22 protein-coding genes and 1 other RNA gene are annotated in these 24,465 nt (G+C 53.9%); 15 read left to right on the top strand and 8 right to left on the bottom strand.

The features are described 5' to 3' along the window. The 6 genes from P0H77_RS16320 (at window position 1) to P0H77_RS16295 (ending at window position 10,572) form a co-directional block, all read left to right on the top strand. A complete protein-coding gene (locus P0H77_RS16320; RefSeq protein WP_194205818.1) occupies window positions 1-339 on the top strand; it encodes a phage tail protein in 339 nt (112 codons plus the stop codon). Then, window positions 336-1,094, top strand: a complete 759-nt coding sequence (locus P0H77_RS16315; RefSeq protein ID WP_276158195.1) for a phage minor tail protein L — start codon at window positions 336-338, stop codon at window positions 1,092-1,094. Before P0H77_RS16320 ends, P0H77_RS16315 begins: the two co-directional genes overlap by 4 nt. A gap of 2 nt (window positions 1,095-1,096) precedes the next feature. After that, the gene (locus P0H77_RS16310) at window positions 1,097-1,828 is read left to right on the top strand and encodes a C40 family peptidase (protein ID WP_276165158.1); all 732 of its coding nucleotides are present in this window, start codon (window positions 1,097-1,099) and stop codon (window positions 1,826-1,828) included. Then, the gene (locus P0H77_RS16305) at window positions 1,806-2,393 is read left to right on the top strand and encodes a tail assembly protein (protein WP_276158193.1); all 588 of its coding nucleotides are present in this window, start codon (window positions 1,806-1,808) and stop codon (window positions 2,391-2,393) included. The genes P0H77_RS16310 and P0H77_RS16305 overlap by 23 nt, the downstream gene beginning before the upstream one ends. Before the next feature lie 52 nt (window positions 2,394-2,445). Beyond that, window positions 2,446-9,354, top strand: coding sequence for a DUF1983 domain-containing protein (locus P0H77_RS16300; RefSeq protein WP_276158191.1), 6,909 nt, complete (start codon window positions 2,446-2,448; stop codon window positions 9,352-9,354). A 66-nt stretch (window positions 9,355-9,420) separates the two neighbouring features. Continuing rightward, entirely contained in the window at window positions 9,421-10,572 is a 1,152-nt protein-coding gene (locus tag P0H77_RS16295; protein ID WP_276158189.1) for a pyocin knob domain-containing protein, read from the top strand. Between the two features lie 89 nt (window positions 10,573-10,661). On the opposite strand, the gene P0H77_RS16290 is transcribed toward P0H77_RS16295, so the two are convergent. Then, the gene (locus P0H77_RS16290; RefSeq protein ID WP_276158187.1) at window positions 10,662-10,943 is read right to left on the bottom strand and encodes a hypothetical protein; all 282 of its coding nucleotides are present in this window, start codon (window positions 10,941-10,943) and stop codon (window positions 10,662-10,664) included. 333 nt (window positions 10,944-11,276) lie between these two features. Between P0H77_RS16290 and umuD the strand changes: the two genes are divergently transcribed. Then, window positions 11,277-11,714 carry a translesion error-prone DNA polymerase V autoproteolytic subunit gene (gene umuD, locus P0H77_RS16285; protein WP_276165157.1) on the top strand — a complete coding sequence of 146 codons (438 nt, stop codon included), beginning with the start codon at window positions 11,277-11,279 and terminating at the stop codon, window positions 11,712-11,714. Then, window positions 11,698-12,963, top strand: a complete 1,266-nt coding sequence (locus tag P0H77_RS16280) for a Y-family DNA polymerase (protein ID WP_276158185.1) — start codon at window positions 11,698-11,700, stop codon at window positions 12,961-12,963. Before umuD ends, P0H77_RS16280 begins: the two co-directional genes overlap by 17 nt. Window positions 12,964-13,138: 175 nt before the next feature. Here the strand turns inward: P0H77_RS16280 and ssrA are convergent. Together ssrA and smpB are read right to left on the bottom strand one after the other, a co-directional pair. Continuing rightward, window positions 13,139-13,502, bottom strand: a transfer-messenger RNA (tmRNA) gene (gene ssrA / locus P0H77_RS16275). A gap of 213 nt (window positions 13,503-13,715) precedes the next feature. Beyond that, on the bottom strand, window positions 13,716-14,198 hold the full coding sequence (gene smpB, locus P0H77_RS16270) for an SsrA-binding protein SmpB (protein ID WP_276158183.1): 483 nt from the start codon (window positions 14,196-14,198) through the stop codon (window positions 13,716-13,718). A gap of 149 nt (window positions 14,199-14,347) precedes the next feature. Between smpB and P0H77_RS16265 the strand changes: the two genes are divergently transcribed. After that, the gene (locus P0H77_RS16265; RefSeq protein ID WP_276158182.1) at window positions 14,348-14,785 is read left to right on the top strand and encodes a type II toxin-antitoxin system RatA family toxin; all 438 of its coding nucleotides are present in this window, start codon (window positions 14,348-14,350) and stop codon (window positions 14,783-14,785) included. Further along, on the top strand, window positions 14,775-15,068 hold the full coding sequence (locus tag P0H77_RS16260; RefSeq protein ID WP_276158180.1) for an RnfH family protein: 294 nt from the start codon (window positions 14,775-14,777) through the stop codon (window positions 15,066-15,068). The genes P0H77_RS16265 and P0H77_RS16260 overlap by 11 nt, the downstream gene beginning before the upstream one ends. 61 nt (window positions 15,069-15,129) lie before the next feature. Here the strand turns inward: P0H77_RS16260 and bamE are convergent, their stop codons facing one another. The 3 genes from bamE to nadK all read right to left on the bottom strand — a co-directional run bounded on the left by bamE (window position 15,130) and on the right by nadK (window position 18,249). Next, window positions 15,130-15,474 (bottom strand): outer membrane protein assembly factor BamE, encoded by a 345-nt coding sequence (gene bamE, locus P0H77_RS16255; protein ID WP_276158178.1) that lies wholly within the window; start codon window positions 15,472-15,474, stop codon window positions 15,130-15,132. Between the two features lie 148 nt (window positions 15,475-15,622). Beyond that, window positions 15,623-17,284, bottom strand: coding sequence for a DNA repair protein RecN (recN, locus tag P0H77_RS16250; protein WP_276158176.1), 1,662 nt, complete (start codon window positions 17,282-17,284; stop codon window positions 15,623-15,625). 86 nt (window positions 17,285-17,370) lie between these two features. Beyond that, the gene (gene nadK, locus P0H77_RS16245; RefSeq protein WP_176916912.1) at window positions 17,371-18,249 is read right to left on the bottom strand and encodes an NAD(+) kinase; all 879 of its coding nucleotides are present in this window, start codon (window positions 18,247-18,249) and stop codon (window positions 17,371-17,373) included. Between the two features lie 122 nt (window positions 18,250-18,371). Between nadK and grpE the strand changes: the two genes are divergently transcribed. Continuing rightward, complete coding sequence (gene grpE / locus P0H77_RS16240; RefSeq protein ID WP_194208108.1) at window positions 18,372-18,965, top strand: nucleotide exchange factor GrpE; 594 nt, start codon at window positions 18,372-18,374, stop codon at window positions 18,963-18,965. Window positions 18,966-19,002: 37 nt separating this feature from the next. Here the strand turns inward: grpE and P0H77_RS16235 are convergent, their stop codons facing one another. Both P0H77_RS16235 and P0H77_RS16230 read right to left on the bottom strand, forming a co-directional pair. Next, window positions 19,003-20,289: an HlyC/CorC family transporter gene (locus tag P0H77_RS16235; protein WP_276165156.1), complete on the bottom strand. Its 1,287-nt coding sequence runs from the start codon at window positions 20,287-20,289 to the stop codon at window positions 19,003-19,005. A 10-nt stretch (window positions 20,290-20,299) separates the two neighbouring features. Further along, a complete protein-coding gene (locus tag P0H77_RS16230; RefSeq protein ID WP_276158174.1) occupies window positions 20,300-21,091 on the bottom strand; it encodes an inner membrane protein YpjD in 792 nt (263 codons plus the stop codon). A gap of 165 nt (window positions 21,092-21,256) precedes the next feature. Here P0H77_RS16230 and ffh point away from each other — a divergent pair, with 165 nt between their 5' ends. The 4 genes from ffh (at window position 21,257) to trmD (ending at window position 24,448) form a co-directional block, all read left to right on the top strand. Beyond that, window positions 21,257-22,618, top strand: coding sequence for a signal recognition particle protein (gene ffh / locus P0H77_RS16225; RefSeq protein ID WP_176916908.1), 1,362 nt, complete (start codon window positions 21,257-21,259; stop codon window positions 22,616-22,618). A 232-nt stretch (window positions 22,619-22,850) separates the two neighbouring features. Next, on the top strand, window positions 22,851-23,099 hold the full coding sequence (gene rpsP / locus P0H77_RS16220) for a 30S ribosomal protein S16 (protein ID WP_176916907.1): 249 nt from the start codon (window positions 22,851-22,853) through the stop codon (window positions 23,097-23,099). A gap of 18 nt (window positions 23,100-23,117) precedes the next feature. Further along, window positions 23,118-23,666, top strand: a complete 549-nt coding sequence (rimM, locus tag P0H77_RS16215) for a ribosome maturation factor RimM (protein ID WP_176916918.1) — start codon at window positions 23,118-23,120, stop codon at window positions 23,664-23,666. 44 nt (window positions 23,667-23,710) lie between these two features. Continuing rightward, entirely contained in the window at window positions 23,711-24,448 is a 738-nt protein-coding gene (gene trmD, locus P0H77_RS16210) for a tRNA (guanosine(37)-N1)-methyltransferase TrmD (RefSeq protein WP_176916906.1), read from the top strand. Window positions 24,449-24,465: the final 17 nt, after the last annotated feature.

Here is a 24,465-nt window from a genome sequence, read left to right as displayed (position 1 = left end):
GTGGCGACAGAAATATTTGAATGGTGTCCGCGCATCACGTCGCAGGTTGATATCACCCTGCGCACGCGTAAGGCGCAGTTCGGGGACGCTTACGCGCAGGTGGCCGGGGACGGCATTAATCCTAAGCTGGCGCAGTGGAGCGTAAGCTTTACCGGTGATGAAGACTATATCCTGGCGATAAAGGCATTCATCGAACGGCACGGCGGGTGGAAATCTTTCCGCTGGAAACCCCCGCTCGAGCCGGAAGGGCTGTACCGCGCAGAAACCCTCCAGCTTTCGTCCCACGGCAATAACATTCATACCCTCAGCAGTACTTTCATACAGGCATATCACCCATGAGTATTTCATCTGACGTTCAGAAACTTGAGCCGGGCAGCCGCATTCAGCTGATCGAAGTGGACGGCTCCGCCTTCGGCGCGGGCATCCTGCGCTTTCATAAGGAGAACATCCCGCACACTGAAGCTGAGCTGGCAGCAGCAGGCGGCGATGAGTCGCAGCTGGAGGCAAAGTCCGTCTGGTGGCAGGGCGAGGAATACGGGGCCTGGCCGTTTGAGCTGGAAGGGATTTCCGTCAGCAGCGACGGGCAGAGCGCCCGGCCAAAGCTGACAGTCGCCAACATCAAAGGCACGATCGGCGCGCTGTGCCGCCGTTTTCAGGGTATGGCGCGGGCGAAGGTGATTATTCACGACACCTTTGTGCATTATCTCGATGCGCGTAATTTCCCTGAAGGCAATGCGGATGCAAATCCGCTGGAAGAGCGTAAGCAGGTGTTTTATGTGGATCGCAAATCCGGCGGTGATGATGAAACCGTGGAGTTCGAACTCTCCAGCCCCGCGGACCTGCGCGGCCAGCAAATCCCGACGCGCCAGATCCAGCCGCTCTGCACCTGGTGCATGCGGGGGTGGTACAAAACCGGGAACGGTTGCGCCTACGCCGGGCAGAACGGCTGGTTCGATAAGGACGGTAAACCGGTGGACGATCCCGCACTGGATGTCTGTTCCGGCCTGCTGTCAACCGGCTGTAAACCGCGCTTTGGCGAGAACGAACCGCTGGACTTTGGCGGCTTCCCCGGCGCTTCCCTGCTCAGGAGCTGATGATGAAAGATAAAACGATCAGTGCCATCCTGGCGCACGCTGAGGCGGTTTTCCCTGATGAATGCTGCGGGCTGGTTATTCAGAAGGGCCGCGTCGAGAAGTACATTGCCTGTGAAAACCGCGCCGCGTCACCTGATGAACAGTTTGAGATCGCCCCGGAGGATTACGCCGGTGCAGAGGATCAGGGTACCGTGGTTGCGGTGGTGCACAGCCACCCCGGCGACGGCGCCACCACCCAGCCGAGCGAGCTGGATATGCTGATGTGCGATGCCACGGAAATACCCTGGGTCATTGTTTCCTGGCCGGAAGGCGATATCAGAACGGTCATGCCGCGCGGTGATCGTCCGCTTACGGGCCGTCAGTTCGTGCTGGGTCACGCCGACTGCTGGTCGCTGTTGATGGATTATTTCCGCACCGAGCACGGCATCGCCCTCCCCAACTACAGCGTTGAGCGCCACTGGTGGGAGCAGGGCGAAAATCTCTATATGGATAACTGGCATGACTGCGGCTTTCGCGAGTTCGATGGCCCGCCGCAACCCGGCGATGTGGTGATCATGCAGGTCCAGTCACCTGTACCTAATCATGCCGGGGTCCTGCTGGAAGGCAACATGTTGCTGCACCACATGTACGGTCAGCTTAGTCAGCGGGTGCCATATGGCGGCTATTATCTCGATCGCACCATCAAAATTGTGCGCCATAAGGAGCTGTTAAATGCACAACACGACAGTGATTAAACTCAGCGGCTCAATGGCACAGCGCTTTGGCCGCACGCATTACCGCGTTCTTGATTCGTCGCGGGAGGTCTTTCGCGCGCTGTCGGCCACCCTTGACGGCTTTGATGCCTGGCTGCGGGAGGCTCGCGCAAAAGGACTGGACTTTGTCATCTTCCGCGACCGCCGGAACATCGGGCAGGACGAATTTGAAATGGTCAGCGCCGGGAGTGAACTGCGGATCATACCTGTTATTCGGGGTAGCAAGCGGGCGGGGGTATTTCAGACTATCCTCGGCGCGGTGGTTGTCGCTGTGGGCGCGATCGCCACCTTTGTTTTTGAGCAGCCGTGGGGTGTCAATGTCATGTACGCAGGCGGCTCGATGATGGCGGGCGGCGTTGTCCAGATGCTTTCTCCACAACCCGCCGGGCTGCGTATGCGGCAGGACCCGGATAATAAACCGTCCTATGCGTTTGGTGGTCCTGTAAATACCACGGCTGCCGGGAATCCGGTTCCGCTTCTCTACGGTCAGCGCGATATCGGCGGCGCGATTATTTCAGCGGGCATTTACGCCGAAGACCAGCAATAAATTTTTCGGTAACCCCCGGCCGCCTCATGGCGGCTTTTTTTATGGATGCGATATGGCAACGATTATTGGTGCAAAGGGTGGCAGTAAGCAGGGGCGTACGCCGGTTGAATCCCCGGACAGCATTCAGTCCATCGCCCGCGCAAAAATGCTCATCGCCCTGGGCGAAGGGGAATATGCGGGCGGGCTTGACGGAAAAACAATTTTTCTCGGTGACGGCACCTCATACACGCCGCTGCTGAACGCCGACGGTTCAGAAAACTTTCCCGGTGTGGTGTGGGAGTTTCGTTCCGGCACGCAGGACCAGACCTATATCCAGGGTTTTCCGGGCATTGAAAACGAACTTCAGGTCTCCCAGGTACTGAAGCAGAATGTGCCGTATGTGCGCGCCATCTCCAATACACAGCTTTCCGCTGTGCGCGTGCGCGTCGGCTGGGAAACCCTGCTCTGGCAGAAAGACAACGGCGATAAAGTCGGAACCCGCGTTGAGTACGCCATCGATCTGTCTGTTGACGGCGGCGCGTACGGGACCATAGTGAATGGCATTGTGGACGACAAGTCCACCACGCTTTACGAGCGCAGCCACCGCATTAACCTGCCCAAAGCCACGACCGGCTGGCAGCTTCGCATCCGCCGCGTCACGCCTGATGCCACCTCCGTGAACATCGTGGACACGATGAAGGTTCAGGCCATCACCGAAATCATCGATGCAAAACTGCGTTACCCGCATACCGCGCTGCTGTATATCGAGTTTGATGCAAAACAGTTTCCGAACGGTATTCCGCAGGTGGTGTGCTGCCCGAAGGGACGTATCATCCGTGTGCCGGACACCTACGATCCGGAAACACGCGGTTATAGCGGCACCTGGACCGGGACATTTAAGTGGGCATGGACCGACAACCCGGCATGGATTTTTTACGATCTGATCCTCAACGAGCGCTTTGGTCTCGGCCAGCGTATCACCGCCGATCAGGTCGACCGCTGGGAACTGTACCGCATTGCACAATACTGCGATCAGCTGGTGCCGGACGGCAAGGGCGGTACCGGCACGGAGCCGCGCTTCCGTTGCAACGTTTATATTCAGGATCGTGCTGAAGCCTGGACGGTGTTGCGCGACCTGGCCGGTATTTTCCGGGGGATGACCTACTGGGGAGACAACCGCCTGTATGTGCTGGCGGACATGCCGCGCGACATCTGGCACGTTTATAACCATGCCAGTGTGGTCGAAGGTAAATTTACCTTCTCCGATCCGAGCGAAACCACCCGCTATACCTCGGCCATGGTCAACTGGTCCGATCCGAAAAACCATTACAAAGACACGCCGGAAGTGGTGTACGACAACGATCTGGCGATGCGGTATGACTTCCGCCAGATGGAAATGACGGCGATTGGCTGTGACCGCCAGTCCGAGGCGAACCGCCGCGGGCGCTGGATACTGCTGACGAACGGGGCCGGGGAAGTTGTGTCCTTTGCCACCGGGCTGGACGTGCCGCCGGTGGGCGAGGTTATCGGCATCGCGGCGAACGAACTGGCCGGGCGGATCATCGGCGGGCGCGTCAGCGCAGTGAACGGGCGGAATGTTACCCTCGATCGCATCGCTGACATCAAACCAGGCGATCGGCTGTTCGTGAACCTGCCGTCCGGTCCGGCGCAGGCGCGCACGGTTCAGGCGGTAAACGGTAAAACCGTGACCGTGACTACCGGCTGGAGCGAGACGCCGGAAGCGGAAACCAACTGGGCGGTTGAAGCCGACGATCTGTATATTGCCCTGTTCCGCGTGACGGGGGTCAGCGATAACAATGACGGCACGTATGCCATCACCGGCACCACCTACAACCCTGACACGTATCCTGCCATCGATCACGGCACCCGTCTGGATGAGCGCCCGATCAGTGTCATTCCGCCGGGCGTTCAGGGTCCGCCAGTAAATGTGACGGTCGACAGCTATTCCAGCGTCAGCCAGGGCATTGCCATTACCACCCTGCGCGCCTCCTGGGAGGCTGTAACCTGTGCGGTGGCCTATGAAGCCGAGTGGCGTAAGGATTCAGGGAACTGGGTCAGCATGCCGCGCACATCCTCGCTGGGCTTTGAAGTGCCTGCGATTTATTCGGGCCGCTATCTGGTCCGTGTGCGGGCAGTGAATGCCAGCGATGTGTCGTCGGTCTGGGCTGCCAGCCCGGAAACCATCCTCACGGGTAAAACCGGGGCACCACCGAAACCGGAAGGACTGCGCACACAGGGTATCGTCTTTGGTGTCGTGCTGAACTGGGATTTTCCGTCCGGTACCGGGGACACGCTCAAAACCGAGATCCAGTACAGCGCAGCGGCCACCGGCACAAATCCGCTGTTGCTGGCCGATGTGCCGTACCCGCAAAAGACATACCAGCAGCTCGGCCTGAAATTCGGCGTCACCTTCTGGTACCGTGCGCGACTGGTGGACAAAACCGGCAACCAGAGCGCCTGGACCGGCTGGGTCAGTGGCATGCCTGCCGATAACGTCGCTGACTACATCGACAACATGGACGAGGCGATCCGCGATACCGACACGTACAAAGAGCTGGACAAGTCGATTCAGGACAACGTTAACGCCATTCAGAAAGAAGTTTCTGACCGCTCGGCCGCCCTCACCAAAGAGGCATCTGACCGTGCCGCGGCTATTTCAAAAGAGACGACCGCCCGCAGCCAGGCGCTGACTAAAGAAGCCACTGATCGCACTGCGGCAATCGCGGCGGAGGCAACAACGCGCGCCCAGCAGGATCAGAAGGTAGCGGCTGATGCCGCCAATGCCCTGCTTAACGAGCAACTGACTCGTGAAGCGGCGATTACTGAAACCAACCTGATCATTCAGAACAAAACGGACTCGCTGGCGCAGTCGATCGCGCAAGTTGCGGCTGGCAGCGGCACGCAGTTCGATTCCCTGAAAATCTGGCATTTCAACTCTGCGAGCTTGGAGGGGTGGACAGGCAACGGCGCGCCGGCGGTAGTCGATAACTGCCTGCGTCCGGCGAACCACGCGAATAACCCTTATGTCGTCTCTCCGGCGTCGCTGGCGGTAGATGCGGCGTCTTATCGTTTCGTTAAGATGCGTATCAGAAAGGTGGGCAAACCAGCCTGGCGGGGCCAGTTGCGCTGGCGCGATACGGCGGCCTTTAACGACACGAATATGGTGACGCTGCCGGAACCTGCTTTTGATGCCAGTGGCGTGGCGACAATCGATTTCAGCGATATCAAATGGAATGCCCTGGCGAACGTGGCACAGATCCGCCTGGATATTGGTGCAACACAGACGGCCAGTGATTATTTTCTTATTGACTGGATAGCGGTCGGTCGCCCGGCACCGGGTGCCAGCACCGCGGCGCTTCAGGATGAGTCAACGGCGCGTATCGCGGCAGACTCTGCCGAAGCCACAGCACGCAGCACCCTGGCGGCGCAACTGCGCGGCGGTACCGACGGCACCGATCCGTCGAAACTGACCGGCGGTCTGATTTACAACGAACGCCAGGTGCGCATTAGTGCCGAGAAAGCGATCGCGGAGGATGTTGTCGCGCTGGAGGCGAACTTCAACGACAACCAGGCGGCAGTGCAGCAGTCGCTGTCCACGCTGACCGACGCACAGACGTCCCAGGGGAAAGCGATCACCAATATCAACGTCGCGCTGAAATACAGCAATATCGACGGTGATAATCTGTTGACCAACGGCTCGTTTGAGTCTGATTTTGATTTCTGGGACAAACGCGATTATCCGCAGGCTCAGAGCATCATCAATGGCGGCGCGTACAGCGGTGACAAAGTGCTTCGCTTTGCCGCCAACGCTAATGCTTCCCGTATCACTCAGAAAAATATTTTGCTGCTGAAAGGACGAACATATCGTCTGTCGGCCGTCTTTAAGTTCTCCTCTGATGCCACCGGAGGTGCAGACAACACCAAGATATCCTTAAGGGACAATAACAACGACAACCTGTTGCGAGCCGTGGCATTCCTTGACTCATCAGGCAAAGGGCCGGTTGTATGGACAGAAAAAAGCCTGGAATATACGGTCAGCGGTGCTGATATAACAGTATGCGTTGCGGTGTCATCCTATCTTTCAGCAGGTACCATGGATGTGGATTTCGTCCGGGTTATGGATATCACCGATGTTAAAGCCATTGAGACGAAAGCCGACGCTGGCGCTGTATCCACGCTGGACGGGAAAGTAAAAGCTATCGGCGATACAGTGGATGCTCAGGGCACCGCGTTAACACAGGTGCAGGCCAGCATCGGCCGCCGTACTGTCTACCGTGCCGTATCGGTCGGTAGTGGCGGCACTGGTGGCATCGGTGCAGCGGGTATTTTTAAGGAAGATGGCACTAAGCTGGCGACACCGGCGCGGTCATACATGCTGTCAGTTTTCAGAACCAATGCGGACGGTTCCACTTCATTCACCGCCACGAACTTTGATCTTTATGGCAACGCGGCAGCAGCGTCAGCGGCATTTAACGATATGGTAGCGGCACTGGCCAACGGGACATATGTAGCCGTGACTACTTACGACGAGCCAAACGGCAGCAAGTCGCGGATTTATGATGCAATCGAAAGCCTGGGCGGCAATCGTGAAGCGATGAATCTGATGGTTTCCCGCAGCGCGTACATCCTGCTGGGCTGTAAAGGCATCGGCAAAGGCAACGGGCAGGAACTCGTCAGCCCGGTGGGCGGTTCAGCCGACGCACGCGTTTTTGCGGCCATTGAGTTCGTTAACGGGACGATGGTTGGTCTGGGCGCTGGCGCATCGGCGATTGCCAATGCTAACGCCTCCGCCACGACCGCGCTTGATGCGAAGGTGACGCAGAACGGGAAGGATATCAGTGCCCAGAGTGACGCCATCACTCAGCTGAAAACGGATGTGGGAGACAAGGCCAGCCAGCAGGCATTACGCCAGCTGACCCAGCGTGTAACCGATACGGAAGGCGACATTGAAAGCCAGCAGACGGCGATCACCGGGCTGGATAACAGCCTCAAAAATAAAGCTGACGCCAGTGCGTTCAGCACGCTGGAAACGACGGTCAAAGGACAGGGCGAGCGGATTGACACCATCGATCTGAAAACAACCCGCGTTGACCTGACCGCGCTGGACCAGAACACGTACTACCCGGTGACGATGCAGATCCCGTCAAACGGAATATCTAAAGGCCCGACGCGGATCAGGGTGGCGCGGCCGCTGCAAAAAGACTTTGGAATTAAGCAGGCTGACGGCACGTATAAAAACCCGGACTGGGCTTTGCATGCCAACGGGTTCAATGCGTCGATGGAATGGACGGTGATTGGTAGCGGCTGGGGGGCTAACGACATTGAGCGTAATGTATACGAGTATCAGTACAGGACGAACTGGATCACCGATGGTGTAGCGCCGGTTGTGAACGTGGGGCAGATGACCAACTCTTCAACCGAGTATATCTATCTGCGCGGCGGATCTCAGTATGACGTTTCGACGCCATTTAACGTGACGCCGGTTCTGCGGACAGGGGCTTACACCCTTTCCAGTCAGACAATAAATACGTTCGAGGTTGGCTCGTCGTCCGTCGTGGTGCCGACCACCATCCGGCAGGATACGGTTGCCAACGCAACGGCGACGACACAGCTCAAGTCAGAGCTGAACGAGTTCAGTAAAAATACTGCAACCGCCATCACTCAGTTAAAGACCGCCGTTGAGGAGCATGGCGATACGCTGACGTCTCAGGCTGAAAGTATCCAGGGGCTGAATACCAGCCTGGGTGAAAAGGCTGAAGCGAAGGCGCTTAATGACACTATTGCGAAGGTAACGCAGCAGGGCAAGGATATTACCGCCACGACCAAATCTGTCAGTGACCTGAAAACGCGCGTTGAGGGCGCAGAGGCAGGGCTGAACCAGACATTTGAATCCATAGCTCAGGCCGGGCTTGCACAGTTCCGCAGCTTCTACGAGCAGCATGCCGAAATTGTCAGCAACGACACGAAAATCACCGCTTCCATCAATGAAGTCAACGTGACTATCGCGAACGAGACCGGCGCGCTGACGCAGCAGATGAACACGTTGCAGGCCAGCGTCGGGGAGAATTCTGCCGCTATCCAGGTGACGTCCTCCGCGCTGGCGGATGTGTCCGGCAAACTGTCGGCGCAGTGGGGCGTTAAAATCCAGGTGGATTCGAACGGTAACCGCTATGCCGCCGGTATTCAGCTGGGTATTGATGGCTCCGGAGGCACCTCCGCGTTTCTCATCGATGCTGACACGTTCGGGATTTACAACCCGAATGCAGATGGCGGACGCGTACTGGCATTTGCTGTGAGTGGTGCGACCGCATACCTTCGTGCGGCAATGATTCAGGATTTAAGCATCGATTTCGGCAAAATCAGTGACACGCTGCGCTCCACAAACTTTGTTTCGGGACAGCAGGGGTGGAACCTGCCAAAGAACGGCAATGCTGAACTGAACAATGTCACCATTCGCGGTACGGTTTACGCGAATGCCGGCGAGATGAATAATATCCTCATCAAAGAGACCTGCACCGTTCAGGGCCGTATTGAAGCCAATGACGGCTGGTTTAAGGGAACCGTTTATGCGGAGAAGCTGGAAGGGGATGTCGTTAAGTCGTTCACTATAGGCATAAACGGAATCGCTAAAATCGAAGCCGCGCCTTATCCGCGCAGGATCGTTGCGATAAGCGCACCCATGATGGCAGCCACAGCGACCAGGATTGAAAACAGTACGGTTACTTACCTGTATGGCCAGGCGCATATGACCCTGCAACTTTTTGCGGGTGACGGCGGGACCGCCAATATTTTTGAAAAGCATATATCCGCCAGCAACTCAAACCAGACCGTTTTTGACGTTGCAGAAGGAACCTGGCTCCTTAACGCGGGTGTTTACTATGAAGTGACCTATCGTGCCAGCGGTGGCGTGGGGCCGTCCGGCTTTCCTCAGAATTACACCTTTCTGGTAGTGAAAAGCTGATAAATATTTCAGTTAAATAAACCATTTAACGGGAGGCTCTTGCCTCCCTTTTTTGAGGAATAAAAAATGGCAACTATTTCCGATGAACTGGCTGCAGGGCTGACAAAGATTCTTCAGCTCGCTCAGCTTGATTTACAGAATCAGGACAAGATGTTTTCCAGCGCTCAGACCGACGTAACGTTAACTCGCGCCGACGGTTCCACGTTCGCGGCGTCAACGTGGGCAAAAATGATGGCCGCAACTGTCGGGACCATTAAGCAAAATGGTAATCTTGGGACCCGGCTGCTTAACGAAGTTGACGGCAGGAACGAAGGGTTCTGGATTCAGCCTGCTTCAGCCAATGCGACCGCGGCGCGAAATTACCCTGAATACGTCGCAGGTAACCTTCTGGTTATGCAGAACGCTGCAAACGGCCTCGCTGGATGCACTCAGCTATATTTCCCCTTTAACAACCAAAATGTATGGGTCAGGACTGGCAACGCAAACGCCAGCGGGATCGCATCATGGACGACCTGGCAAAAGCTGGCCTTTACCAACGACCCGGTATTTACCGGGAAAGTCGTTTTCCCTAACCAGATTCATATCCGTGACGGAAAAGCGAAAATCACCTCTAATACCGAAAACAGCATGACGTTTACGGTTGGCGGGAATTTTGACGCAATTCAACTCGACGGCGACGGACTTTATAACAACGGACGAATAGATTGCGTTCGTGGTTACGCGTCACGAAAAGGTGTAGGACAAAATAGCGCCGTAACCGGGAACCTTTATTCTTTCGGGTGGGAAAGCACCGCAAAGATGGGGCTATACGTTGATAGCTCGACTATCGGCTTCCTTGCTATGCAATCCTCATCGGATCGGCAGCTTAAGAAGCTCATCAAATACACGCCGAAAAAAGCTCGACTGGTGGCGCTGGGTGAACTAATGCAGTGGGCCACGGCCACTTTTAAATTCAAGGCGCGCGGCGATGGTCTCATCCCTGAATCGGACACTAAACTGGGCTTCATCGCTAACGACCTGAAAGAAGTCAGCCCGGAGTGTGTCGAAGGTGAAGGGCTGGCAGAAGGTGATGAACTCGACCCGACAAAAGCGTTTAGCCTGGACACCGTGGCAATGATGGCAAAAATGACGTTAGCGATGCAGGCGATGGAAGACCAGATTATCGACCTGCAAAACACCGTTAACGATTTGAAAACTCAGCTTGATTCCCGGCAGTAAACTCGTCGATATCTTACTCCAAATAAATCATCCACTTTTAAAATACTCCAGCCATCCATGGCAAATCGGGAGTTGTTAAAAGCTGGCTATTACACTGGTATATTTGTGGGTAAATATGTAGAAAAAAACACAATCTCCTTCCCTATACTCATCCTTCTGGATGTTGATGCATCAGTTTTTGGCAGATTAGCCTTTACTAAGTTAATGGCCGAAAGGATTGCTTTTTTCCTTTCAGCAATTCTTTCAGCCATCAACATGGATTCCAGTTCAGTCAGAAGAGCTTCAAAACTAACCGGCGCGTCAGAATCCAGTATATTAATCACAGCTTCGCCAAGAATAATGTCAGTAAGCTTTTTGTCTTCTTTATACATAACAGCCACTTATTAGGTGTAATACGGTGAACTCAGGAAGAAAAGTTTGGGCAGATAGGTATCTGTCTGTGGCTTCACTTAAGACTGTCAGGATGTCCATGCAGACATCTGTTTTACTAACGACATTTCTCGAAAGCCTGGCAGGAATTTTAAGAGTAACTCTCTTTGCCGAAATCACAAGGTTGATACGCACTTCCGGGGTCATGGCTGACCGTTAACTTATGCATAGTGACATGCTTCAGTGCTGAGAATTAATAGCCGCCGCCGTATTGATCTCCTTTTGTTTAAAAACTACTGTATGTATACACAGTAATAATAAGAAGGAGGCATATGATGCAATTCCAACCAATTAGCCAGCCGATAAAACCGGCTGGCATCCCAGTTTATAATGATGTCGTTTCCGCAGGTTTCCCGAGTCCGGCTGCTGATTATATAGACAGCGGAATAGATCTTGTTTCGTATTTAATTGCCCGACCGTCATCGACTTACGCATTAAAAGTGGCTGGTGATTCTATGGTGAATGCGGGTATCCTTGATGGCTCCTTTCTGCTGGTGGATTTCAGTCTTCACGCACAGCATAACGATATTGTCGTTGCCAATATTGGCGGCGAATTCACCGTAAAGCGGCTTGTCACCCATCCTTACGCCCAGCTCAGGGCAGAAAATCCCGCCTATCCCTCAATTCCTATTCATGACGGCGAAGATCTTAAGATCGTCGGCGTGGTGATCACTGTTATTAACACGCTGAATCGAAATGTTCGCCCTCGTTGATGTTAATTCGTTTTACGCGAGCTGCGAAACTGCCTGGCGTCCGGATCTTGCCGGCCGTCCGGTGGTTGTGCTGTCAAATAACGATGGATGCGTTATTGCGCGCAGCGCGGAAGCCAAAAAGCTGGGAATCAAAATGGGGTTGCCCTGGTTTCAGTTGCGCGAAATGCAGTTTCCTGAACGGGTAATCGCTTTCTCCAGCAACTATGAGCTTTACGGCGATATGAGCCAGCGGGTTATGGATACGCTGGAAATGCTATGCCCGCGCGTCGAGGTGTATAGCATTGATGAAGCATTTTGTGATCTAACCGGCGTCAGGAATTGTCGCAACCTGGAAGACTTTGGGAAGGAGATCCGCGAGACCATCAGGCGAAACACCAGGCTGACCGTCGGCGTCGGCATCGCGCCGACAAAGACGCTGGCGAAGCTTGCAAATCATGCGGCGAAGCAATGGCATAAGACGGGCGGTGTAGTGGATTTGTCGAACGAGGCGCGCCAGCGACGCCTCATGGCGATTATGCCGATCGACGAAGTGTGGGGCGTGGGTAGGCGCATTGGAAAAAAGCTCGAGGCGATGGGCATCAAAAATGTCCTGCAACTGGCTGATGCTGACATCCGCTTTATCAGAAAGCATTTCAATGTTGTCCTGGAACGCACGGTGCGGGAACTGCGCGGCGAGCCATGTCTGGAGCTTGAAGAGTTCGCACCCGCAAAACAGGAACTAGTGTGCAGCCGTTCTTTCGGTGAGAAAATTACTGACTATGAAGCGATGCGCCAGGCAATATGCAGTTACGCGGCCCGCGCCGCGGAAAAGCTGCGGGAAGAGCATCAGTACTGCCGGTACGTTTCAGCGTTCGTCAAAACGTCGCCATTCGCCAGCCAGCCATATTACGGGAACAGCGCGGGCATGAAGCTGCTGACGCCGACGCAGGATACCCGCGACATCATCGCCGCCGCGACGCGCTGTCTTGATGCCATCTGGCGGGACGGACATCGGTATCAGAAAGCCGGGATCATGCTTGGTGATTTCTTCAGTCAGGGTGTGGCTCAGTTGAACTTGTTCGATGATATCGCCCCGCGCGCGGACAGCGACGCATTAATGGCGCTGATGGACAAGTTGAACAAACAGGGGCGCGGGACACTTTATTTTGCCGGGCAGGGCATCCAGCAGGCCTGGAAGATGAAGCGGGAGATGTTATCACCTTGCTATACAACGCGCATAAGCGATTTACCCGTTGTCAAAGCTGTTTAAAAGTTACCATTTGTTACAAATAGAAACGCCCCAGACGTGAATCATGAGGCGTTTATCTAAGTGCACGTGCATTTCACGTGCATGTTTTTGTCTTTTCTCGGTCTGCTTACTGTCTGGTCAGTGTCCGTAAGTGCCTGTTTATAAAGTCACTGTCCGGGTGCAGTCCTATCAAAAGTGGTGGAGCTGGCGGGAGTTGAACCCGCGTCCGAAATTCCTACATCCTCGGTACTACATGCTTAGTCAGTCTTTACATTCGCCAGGCACCTGCGGACAGACACGCCACTACCAGACTAGCCTGATTAGTTTTAACGCTTCAACCCCAGGCAAGGCATCCACGCGATCTCTTTTGGGTTTGACCTCTCTTTGATCCCCGTCTTAAGAGCGGAAGCTAGGGAGAGAGGGCTCTTAGCAGGTTATTAAGCTGCTAAAGCGTAGTTTTCGTCGTTTGCGACTATTTTTTTGCGGCTTTTTACGAGGCCAACCGCCCCTCGGCATGCACCTTGGGTTTCGCAAATCCCGTCGAATCCAGAATCAGCCCCAATGTGTTACGTTGAGTATAACAGATTTGTGACGTTTGATGCCAGTCTCTGTCACGTGGTTTATAAGCATTTATTTTTGCTTAATAAGTGTACAAAAAGTAGAGGTTACAAAGAGATAAGCGCAGATTTAACAAAGATAAAAGGATTTAAGGACGTGGCATAACGGTACAAAAGTCGACCCGGTCGTAAAGCCCTGACGACCGGGTGACGGACTTAACGTCCTGCATGTTTCATGATGCGGGCTTTGTCGACCTGCCATTCACGCTCTTTGATATCCGAACGCTTATCATGCTGTTTCTTACCTTTCGCTACGCCGATTTTGACTTTGCACCAGGCATTTTTCCAGTACAACGAGAGCGCAACGACCGTGTGACCTTCCCGATTCACCCGGCCATACAATGTATCCAGTTCGCGCTGGTTCAGCAGCAGTTTACGGGTGCGTGTCGGATCGCAGACGACGTGTGATGAGGCAACCATCAACGGCGTAAAGTTCGCACCAAACAGGTACGCTTCGCCCTCTTTCAAAATAACATAGCTATCGCTGATGTTAGCCTTGCCTGCACGCAGGGATTTTACTTCCCAGCCTTGTAGCGCCAGGCCCGCTTCAAATTCATCTTCGATAAAATATTCGTGACGGGCGCGTTTATTCAGCGCAATGGTGGCTGATCCAGGTTTGTGGGATTTTTTCTTGGTCATAGTATCCTGAACATCGCTAATCTGATCTTAATCGGCCTCAACTCTCCTTCGAGGCGTAATGAGGTATCTTAGCACGAGTTGCGGCAGAGCGTTTTTTTTAACGTGTGATAAATGTTATTATTCTGGTGTGTAAGTTCCTGGGAATCGCTATGCCACAGATTAATCGTACTGCTCTGGTCCCTTTCAGCGCGGAGCAGATGTACAAGCTAGTAAATGATGTGGACTCATATCCTGAGTTTATTCCGGGGTGTACCGGTAGCCGGGTGCTTGAGTCCGGGCCAACGCAAATGACGGCGGCCGTTGATGTCTCGAAAGCCGGGATCAGCAAAACCTTTACTACCCGTAATACGCTTAACAGCAATCAAAGTATTCTGATGCATCTGGTTGATGGGCCGTTCAAAAAACTTATCGGCGGCTGGAAGTTTACGCCGCTCGGTCAGGATGCCTGCAAAATTGAGTTTCAGCTCGATTTTGAGTTTACCAATATGCTGATTGAACTGGCGTTCGGCCGTATTTTCAAAGAGCTGGCGGCCAGCATGGTGCAGGCTTTTACGACGCGCGCGAAAGAGGTTTACAGTGCCGGGTAAGATCGAGGTGGCTGTTGCCTACGGCTTTCCTGAGAAGCAGTACTTGCTGAAGGTGACGCTGGAAGAAGGCGCTACGGTAGAAGACGCTATCCGCGCTTCAGGCCTGCTGGCGCTGCGCACTGAGATCGATCTCAGTCAGAGTAAAGTGGGGATATACAGCCGTCCGGTAAAATTACAGGACCCTGTCCACGATGGCGATCGCGTTGAGGTTTATCGTCCGCTGATTGCCGATCCTAAAGAACTGCGTCGTCAGCGTGCGGATAAGTCGGCGGCGAATAAATAGCGTTAAATAATGAGTGCCAGCGGTTTTAACAAAAAGGTGCCGAAAGGCACCTTTTTTCGCTTTATTTGTCGTTCGTAAGCGCGGGTTTATTGTCGATATTCGTCAACGTGCCGCTGCTGTTAAAGGTCAGGGTCAGCGTCTGCTGAGTCACATCTTCATGTCCTGGCTGCTGGCGGAATACGTAGAACCAGGTGTTAGTGCCAAACGGATCGGACATCATCGGTGTACCCAGTGCATAAGCAACCTGCTGTTGCATCATACCGACACGAATTTTTGATACATCGTTAGGTGCCAGATAGTTTCCCTGGTTGATGTCAGGGCGGTAAACCACTCGCTCCAGAGTGGAACAGCCTGCGGTCAACATCAGAAGAACCGCTGCGGCAGCAGTCAGCGTTTTACAGCGCATAGTGATTTGATTCCTTTTCGGGCCCGAGCAGTACGCGGCTCATATGTAATATGCCGATGATAATAGACCTTTAACCACTTTAAAACCTTTGATACCTGGTCATACGGCGATTTTATCGTGAACTCAGACTCCCGGATATCAAAAAAGTTTACGCTGCCAGCAGTTCTTTCGCATTTGCCAGGGTATTGCGCGTGACTTCGCTACCCCCCAGCAGGCGCGCCAGTTCCTGCAAACGAGCGCGTTTATCCAGCGGCTGCATATGAGTTTCGGTCATTTCGCCATCGGTTTCTTTGCTGACGACGAAGTGGTGATGTCCACAGCCCGCGACCTGCGGCAGGTGAGTCACGCACATTACCTGGGTGGATTCGCCCAGCTGGCGCAGAAGTTTACCGACCACGGCTGCGGTAGGACCGCTGATACCGACATCAACTTCATCGAAAATCAGCGCCGGGGTTTCCATTTTACGCGCCGTGATCACCTGAATGGCTAAGGCGATACGTGACAACTCGCCACCGGAGGCCACTTTCGCAATAGATTGCAGTGGCTGACCGGGGTTGGTGGTGACCCGGAATTCAATCCGATCCGCGCCGTCAGCCGTCAGGTGATGCTCATCAAAACTCACGTCGATAGTAAACTGACCGTGCGGCATTGAAAGGGTATGCATGCTGTCCGTGATAAGCGTTGCCAGTTCCTGCGCGCTGACTATTCTGCGCTGATGGAGCTGCCGGGCGGTTTCCAGTGCTAGTTGATGATGCTTATTAACCGCCAGGGTCAATGTCTCCAGCGAGTCAGCCTGATCGTCGAGCTGTTGCTGTTCATCAAGCAGCGACTGATGAAACGCTGGCAGTTCTTCCGGGCTGACGTGATGTTTGCGCGCCAGGTTAATTTGCCGGGAGAGACGTTGTTCCAGCTCAAACAGACGATTAGGGTCGAGATCCAGACGGTCGCTGTAGTGACGCAGTTCTTCGCTGGCTTCGCCGATCTGGATGGTGGCTTCTTCAAGCATATCCAGTATGCCTGAGAGCTTGTTATCCATGCTGACCAGCTCGCTAACCAGCTGCTTTGCCGCGTACAGCTGGCTTTGCAGATTGGTATCTTCACCGTCTGCCAGCAGATTCAGGGCCTGCTGGCTGGTGCTGAGCAGTTGACCGCTGTTGGCGAGGCGCTTGTACTCTTCATCGATCTGTTCGAATTCACCCGCCTGCGGATGAAATTCATTAAGCTCTTTAAGCTGATACTGAAGCAGTTCCGCACGCGCGGCGCGGTCATGGCTTTGTTGCTGGTGCTGCGCCAGCGCGCGGCAGCTTTGGTGCCACTGACGATAATGCTCTGTCATCCGCTGGGTGAGCTCAACCTCGCCTGCGTAACCATCCAGCAGATTTTTTTGATGATCGGGCTTAATCAGAAGCTGATGGGCGTGCTGGCCGTGAATTTGGATCAGAAGTTGACCCAGTTCACGCAGCTGTGACAGGGGAACGGCAGTACCGTTAATGAAACCACGTGAGCGCCCGTCGCTGCTGATAACGCGACGCAGTAAGCACTCGCGGCCATCTTCAAGCTGGTTTGCTTCGAGCCAGCGCAGTGCAGCAGGGGTGTCTTTCAGGGAAAAACGGGCGCAGAGATCAGCGCGGCTGGCCCCTGCGCGGACCATGTCGGCCTCGGCGCGGCCACCAAGGCACAATCCTAACGCATCAATCGCAATAGATTTACCCGCGCCGGTCTCACCGGTGATAGCGGTCATCCCGCTGTGAAAATCGATTTCAAGCTCACGAACGATGGCAAAATTGCTGATGGTAAGTTGTGCCAACATAGCTGCCTTCCTGTATGAAAAACCATAACTGTGTTTACGTACAGTATAAACTGGTTTTTTATCCAGTAAAGATCCGCAGCGCGAAATCAGAATAATTTTTTTGACCAGCCGAGTTTGGTGCTTAGCGTATTGAAATAATTGTAATCTTTAGGATGGATTAGGTTGAGATGGTAATCGCTACGGCGGATTAACACATCTTCATCTTCCTGAATCGGCAGCGCGATTTGGCTATCGCAGCTGATTTCAAGATCGCTGCCATGCTGTGAAAAGCGCAGGCGAATAGTGCTACTGCTGTTAATAACCAGCGGGCGGGCGGAAAGCGTATGGGGAAACATCGGCACCAGCGTTATCGCGTCCAGTGACGGGGTTAAAATGGGGCCTCCGGCGGAAAGTGAGTAGGCCGTGGAGCCGGTAGGCGTAGAAATAATCAGACCGTCCGAGCGTTGCGAGAAGGCAAACACTTCATCAATATACACTTCGAACTCAATCATATGGGCAACCTTACCAGGGTGCAGGACCACCTCATTAATCGCCGTGCTGATCCGCTTCTGGCACGCTTTCTGGCATACCTGCGCTTCGAGCAGAAAGCGTTTCTCGGTAATGTAATCGCCTTCCAGCACATCGGCCAGTTGCTGATGGGCGTTATCCGGGTCAAGATCGGTAAGAAAGCCCAGATTGCCACGGTTGATACCGATGACCTTGATGTCGTAACGCGCCAGCGTGCGCGCCGCGCCCAGCATATTGCCATCGCCGCCGACCACCACCGCCAGGTCCGCCTGTTGACCGATTTCCGCCAGCGTTCCCGTGCGTACTTCACTTAATTTAAGTTCACGGGCAATTTGCTGCTCGATAATGACCTCATAGCCCCGGGAGCAAAGCCAGCGATAGAGCATTTCATGTGTGGTGAGCGCGGTAGGGTGACGCGGATGTCCGACAATACCAATGCACTTGAAATGAGTGTTCATTTTCTGGTGGTCCTTGTGCCAATGATTGATGACAATGTGAGTGCTTCCCTTGAAACCGGGAAACCGATCCCCATAATAAGCGAAGTTAGCGAGATGAATGCGAAAAAAACGCGGAGAAATTCATGAGTAGTAAAGAACAGAAAACGCCTGAGGGGCAAGCCCCGGAAGAAATTATCATGGATCAGCACGAAGACGTTGAGGCCGTTGAACCAGAGGCTTCTGCTGAGCAGGTGGATCCGCGCGATGAAAAAATTGCGAGCCTTGAAGCGCAGTTAGCAGAAGCGCAGACGCGCGAACGCGAAAGTTTGCTGCGCAGCAAAGCGGAAATGGAAAACCTGCGTCGTCGTACTGAACTGGACATTGAGAAAGCGCACAAATTCGCGCTGGAAAAATTTGTCAACGAACTGCTGCCGGTGGTGGATAGTCTGGATCGCGCGCTGGAAGTGGCAGACAAAGCGAACCCGGATCTGGCTCCGATGGTTGAAGGTATTGAGCTGACGCTGAAGTCGATGCTGGATGTCGTGCGTAAGTTCGGCGTTGAAGTTATCGCTGATACTAACGTACCGCTGGACCCGAACGTACACCAGGCGATTGCGATGGTAGAATCTGAAGAAGTTGCTGCCGGTAACGTGCTGATGGTGATGCAGAAAGGTTATACGCTGAACGGTCGTACAATTCGTGCAGCGATGGTGACGGTCGCGAAAGCGAAAGCGTAACCTTGCGGGCCGGGTTTACCCGGCCCATTTATTCACACTATTCTTTCACACTCTCGCGCAGCGGCTTCACCGGGATCACCCGCACCTGCTTAATCATATTGTCCTGCACGTCCAGAATATCAATATCGTACTGACCAATGCGTACCCGTGTTTCAGCCGCCGGGATCTCCTCCAGCGCTTCCAGCAACATGCCGTTTACAGTACGCGCATCCTCTTCCGGCAGATGCCAGTTAAAGGCTTTATTGAGTTCGCGCACGTTGGCGCTGCCGTCGATGATCACCGAACCGTCGTTTTGTGGGGTGACTTCTTCCGCCAGCGTCGGCGACATCGAGGTGGTGAAATCGCCGACGATCTCTTCGAGAATATCTTCAACCGTCACCAGCCCCTGAATATCGCCGTATTCATCTACCACCAGGCCCACTTTCTTTTTATTGCGCTGGAATTTAACCAGTTGCGTGCTGAGCGGGGTACCTTCCGGCACGTAGTAGATTTCATCTGCCGCGCGCAGCATGACCTCTTTGGTGAACTCTTTCTTTTCCTGCATCAGCCGCCAGGCCTCGCGTACCCGCAGCATGCTGATGGTGTCATCCAGTGAATCGCGATACAGCACGATTCGTCCGTGAGGAGAGTGGGTAAGCTGACGGACGATGGATTTCCAGTCGTCGTTAATGTCGATGCCAACGATCTCGTTGCGCGGGACCATAATGTCGTCCACGCTGATCTTCTCCAGATCCAGTATCGACAGTAGCATGTCCTGATTACGCCGTGAGATCTGCGAGCGGGATTCGTTGACCAGCGTGCGCAGTTCATCTTTGCTGAGCGAACCGCTAATCACCACATCCGTTTTGATACCCATCATGCGCATCAGTAGTCGGGTAATGGTGTTGAGAAGCCAGACCAATGGCATCATCAGGATCTGTAAGGGGGCCAGCAGGACGCTACTCGGGTAAGCCACTTTTTCAGGGTAGAGCGCGGCGATGGTTTTAGGCAGCACCTCAGCAAATACCAGCACCACGAACGTGAGGATACCGGTGGCAATTGCTACGCCTGCGTCACCATAAAGACGCATCCCGACAATGGTTCCCAGTGCAGAGGCCAGGATATTGACCAAATTGTTACCAATCAACACCAGGCTTATCAGTCGGTCAGGTTTGCGTAAAAGGGCTTCCACGCGCTTTGCCGGGCGATAACCTTTTTTCGCCAGATGCCTCAGACGATAGCGGTTCAGCGTCATCATGCCGGTTTCAGAACCGGAGAAATAAGCGGAGATGACCACCATGACGATCAGGGTAACGATCAGCGTGGTGGTAGAGATGTGTTCCAGAAGGGACTCCTTAGCTTACGAACTGCTGCACGACACGGCTACCAAAGTAGGCCAGGGTCAGAATGCACGCGCCCGCAACGTTAAACCAGACAACGCGACGGCCGCGCCATCCTTTATGATAGTGGCCCCACAACAGAACGATATAAACAAACCACGCAATAATGGAAAGCACCGCTTTGTCGATATTCTCCACGCTGAAAAGGTTATGCATGTAGAACAACCCTGTACACAGCGTCAGGGTGAGCAGCACGACGCCAATTTGGGTAATGTGGAACATTTTGCGCTCAATACTCATCAGCGGCGGCATTTCACTGTTGAAGACCAGCTTCTTATTTTTTAACTGGTAATCGATCCAGGCCAGCTGTAGTGCATACAGCGCGGCAATAATCAGCGTGGCGTAGGAAAACAGCGACATCCCAATGTGGATCATCATCCCCGGGGTCGTCTCCAGATGGGTGATGAATTCGTTCGGTACGAAGGTGGCGAAAGCGAGATTGATAAACGCAAACGCATACACAATGGGCAGCAGCAGCCAGCCGCGATTACGCGAGGCGACAATGGTCATCACCGTACAAATCATCAGGCTGACCAACGACCCCACGTTTAGCAGGCTAAGATTCTGGCCACCGTTTCCATCAGGGAAAATGCGCGCTTCCAGAGCAAAAGCGTGACAAACCAGCGCGATAACCGCTGAAAGCATCGCCATGCGCCGCCAGCCGCTATTTTTCTGAAGCAGGCCGGGGATAATCAGCGCCAGGCTGAATGAATAGGCAACAAGAGCGAGCAGCGCAAAAACAGGCATAGGTGTATTGACGGTTCACTGGGAAGAAAGAACGTCAGTATAACGTTACGTGACCTCCGCTCCAACCGTTGCATAACAACAAAGGCGGCTTCATGTTATACTGCGGCAAAATTCTGTAGACGTGTCGCGTGAGCGACCGACCGTTTCCACCTCAGGCGAGAGACAATGTTTGATAATTTAACCGATCGTTTGTCGCGCACGCTGCGCAATATCAGTGGCCGTGGACGCCTTACTGAAGAGAACGTTAAAGAGACGCTGCGTGAAGTGCGTATGGCGCTGCTGGAGGCTGACGTTGCGCTGCCGGTAGTGCGTGAGTTCATCAATCGCGTAAAAGAGAAAGCGGTTGGTCATGAAGTCAATAAAAGCCTGACGCCGGGTCAGGAGTTCGTCAAGATCGTGCGCAACGAGCTGGTTGCGGCGATGGGCGAAGAAAACCAGGTGCTGAATCTGGCCGCGCAGCCGCCCGCCGTGGTGCTGATGGCTGGCCTGCAAGGGGCCGGTAAAACCACCAGCGTCGGTAAGCTGGGTAAGTTCCTGCGCGAGAAGCACAAGAAGAAAGTGCTGGTCGTTTCTGCCGACGTTTATCGTCCGGCGGCCATCAAACAGCTGGAAACGCTGGCCCAGCAGGTCGGCGTCGATTTCTTCCCGTCTGACGTCGGGCAGAAGCCTGTCGACATCGTCAATGCCGCGCTGAAAGAAGCGAAGCTGAAATTCTACGATGTGCTGCTGGTGGATACCGCTGGTCGTCTGCACGTAGACGAAGCGATGATGGATGAGATCAAGCAGGTTCACGCTTCTATCAATCCGGTAGAAACGCTGTTTGTCGTCGACGCCATGACCGGTCAGGATGCGGCCAATACCGCGAAAGCGTTTAACGAAGCGCTGCCGTTAACCGGCGTGGTGCTGACCAAAGTCGACGGTGATGCCCGTGGCGGTGCGGCGCTCTCGATTCGTCATATCACCGGTAAACCAATTAAATTCCTCGGCGTCGGCGAGAAGACCGAAGCGCTGGAGCCGTTCCATCCGGATCGTATCGCCTCCCGTATTCTCGGTATGGGCGACGTGCTGTCGCTGATTGAAGATATCGAAAGCAAAGTCGACCGTGCGCAAGCCGAGAAATTAGCCAGCAAGCTGAAGAAAGGTGACGGTTTCGACCTGAACGACTTCCTTGAACAGCTTAAGCAGATGAAAAACATGGGCGGCATGGCAAGCCTGATGGGCAAGCTGCCAGGCATGGGGCAAATTCCGGACAACGTTAAGTCGCAGATGGACGATAAAGTCCTGGTGCGTATGGAAGCCATCATTAACTCAATGACCCTGAAAGAGCGTGCGAAGCCGGAGATCATTAAAGGTTCCCGTAAACGCCGTATCGCTCAGGGCTGCGGTATGCAGGTGCAGGACGTTAACCGCCTTCTGAAACAGTTCGACGACATGCAGCGCATGATGAAGAAGATGAAGAAGGGTGGGATGAAAGGGATGATGCGCGGGATGAAAGGGATGATGCCGCCAGGTTTCCCGGGTCGTTAACCGGGCTGGCTTGTTTGTCATAGTGGCTCCGGGGTGTGCTCGCCACCCTCACGTACTTCGTGTACGCTCCGGTAGCTGCGCGCACGCCTACACCGCAGACGGCCTTCTGCAATAGAGTTTCAACTGTTGATTGCAATTTCCCCAAAAATCAGTAAAATTTTCGGGCTTTTAATATAACACCGGGTCCCTTCCCTCGATGGGACCCGGTGTTTTATTCACACAAGAGGATGTTATGGTAACTATTCGTTTAGCTCGTCACGGCGCTAAAAAGCGTCCGTTCTACCAGGTTGTTGTCACCGACAGCCGTAATGCACGCAACGGTCGCTTCATCGAGCGCGTTGGCTTCTTCAACCCGATCGCCAGCGAAAAAGAAGAAGGCACTCGCCTGGATCTGGATCGCATCGCTCACTGGGTTGGTCTGGGCGCGACCCTTTCCGATCGCGTTGCTGCGCTGATCAAAGAAGCAAAAAAAGCAGCTTAATCTGTCACGGTGGTCATGATGAGCAAACAACTTGCCGCACAAGTTCCCGTTGAACCGGTTGTACTGGGAAAAATGGGTTCTCCCTACGGAATTCGTGGTTGGCTCAGAGTGTTTTCTTCCACCGAAGAGGCCGAAAGCATTTTTGACTATCAGCCCTGGTTTATCCAGAAGGCGGGTCAGTGGCAGCAAATACAGCTGGAAAGCTGGAAGCACCACAATCAGGATTTGATCATCAAGCTGCAAGGCATTGACGATCGTGATGCCGCGAATGTACTGACTAATTGTGAAATTGTCGTAGATTCCTCGCAGTTGCCTGCGCTTGAAGACGGTAGCTACTACTGGAAAGACCTTATGGGTTGCCAGGTAGTCACCACTGAAGGCTATGAGCTGGGTAAAGTCGTCGATATGATGGAAACCGGCTCAAATGACGTGATCGTCATTAAGGCAAACCTGAAAGATGCGTTTGGTATCAAGGAACGTCTCGTACCGTTCCTCGATGGACAGGTTATCAAGAAAGTCGATCTCGCTACTCGTACTATTGAAGTAGATTGGGATCCTGGTTTTTAAACCACCGGATAAACGGTAAATGACGGCGTAGTGGGGATAGGCTTGTGTTTATAGGTATTGTTAGCCTGTTTCCTGAAATGTTTCGCGCAATTACCGATTACGGGGTAACTGGCCGGGCTGTAAAAAATGGCCTGCTGAACATCCAGAGCTGGAGTCCTCGCGATTTCGCGCATGACCGGCACCGTACCGTGGACGAACGTCCTTACGGCGGCGGACCGGGGATGTTAATGATGGTGCAACCTTTACGGGATGCCATTCATGCAGCAAAAGAAGCGGCAGGGGAAGGCGCTAAGGTAATTTATCTGTCACCTCAGGGACGCAAGCTTGATCAAGCGGGCGTCAGCGAACTGGCAACGAATCAGAAACTGATTCTGGTGTGTGGTCGCTACGAAGGCGTAGATGAGCGCGTAATTCAAACCGAGATTGACGAAGAATGGTCTATCGGCGATTACGTTCTCAGCGGTGGTGAGTTACCCGCAATGACGCTGATTGATTCGGTCGCCCGGTTTATTCCGGGGGTTCTGGGTCATGAAGCATCAGCAACGGAAGATTCCTTTGCTGACGGGTTGCTGGATTGCCCCCACTACACGCGTCCTGAAGTGTTAGAAGGGATGGAAGTACCGCCGGTTTTACTGTCGGGAAACCATGCTGAGATACGTCGCTGGCGTTTGAAACAGTCGCTGGGCCGCACCTGGCTTAGAAGACCTGAACTTCTGGAAAACCTGGCTCTGACTGAAGAGCAAGCAAGGTTGCTGGCGGAGTTCAAAAAAGAGCACGCGTAACGGCAACATAGACATGA

Source organism: Superficieibacter sp. HKU1 (assembly GCF_029319185.1).
Classification (GTDB): domain Bacteria; phylum Pseudomonadota; class Gammaproteobacteria; order Enterobacterales; family Enterobacteriaceae; genus Superficieibacter.
This window is presented reverse-complemented; position numbering and strand designations above follow the sequence as displayed.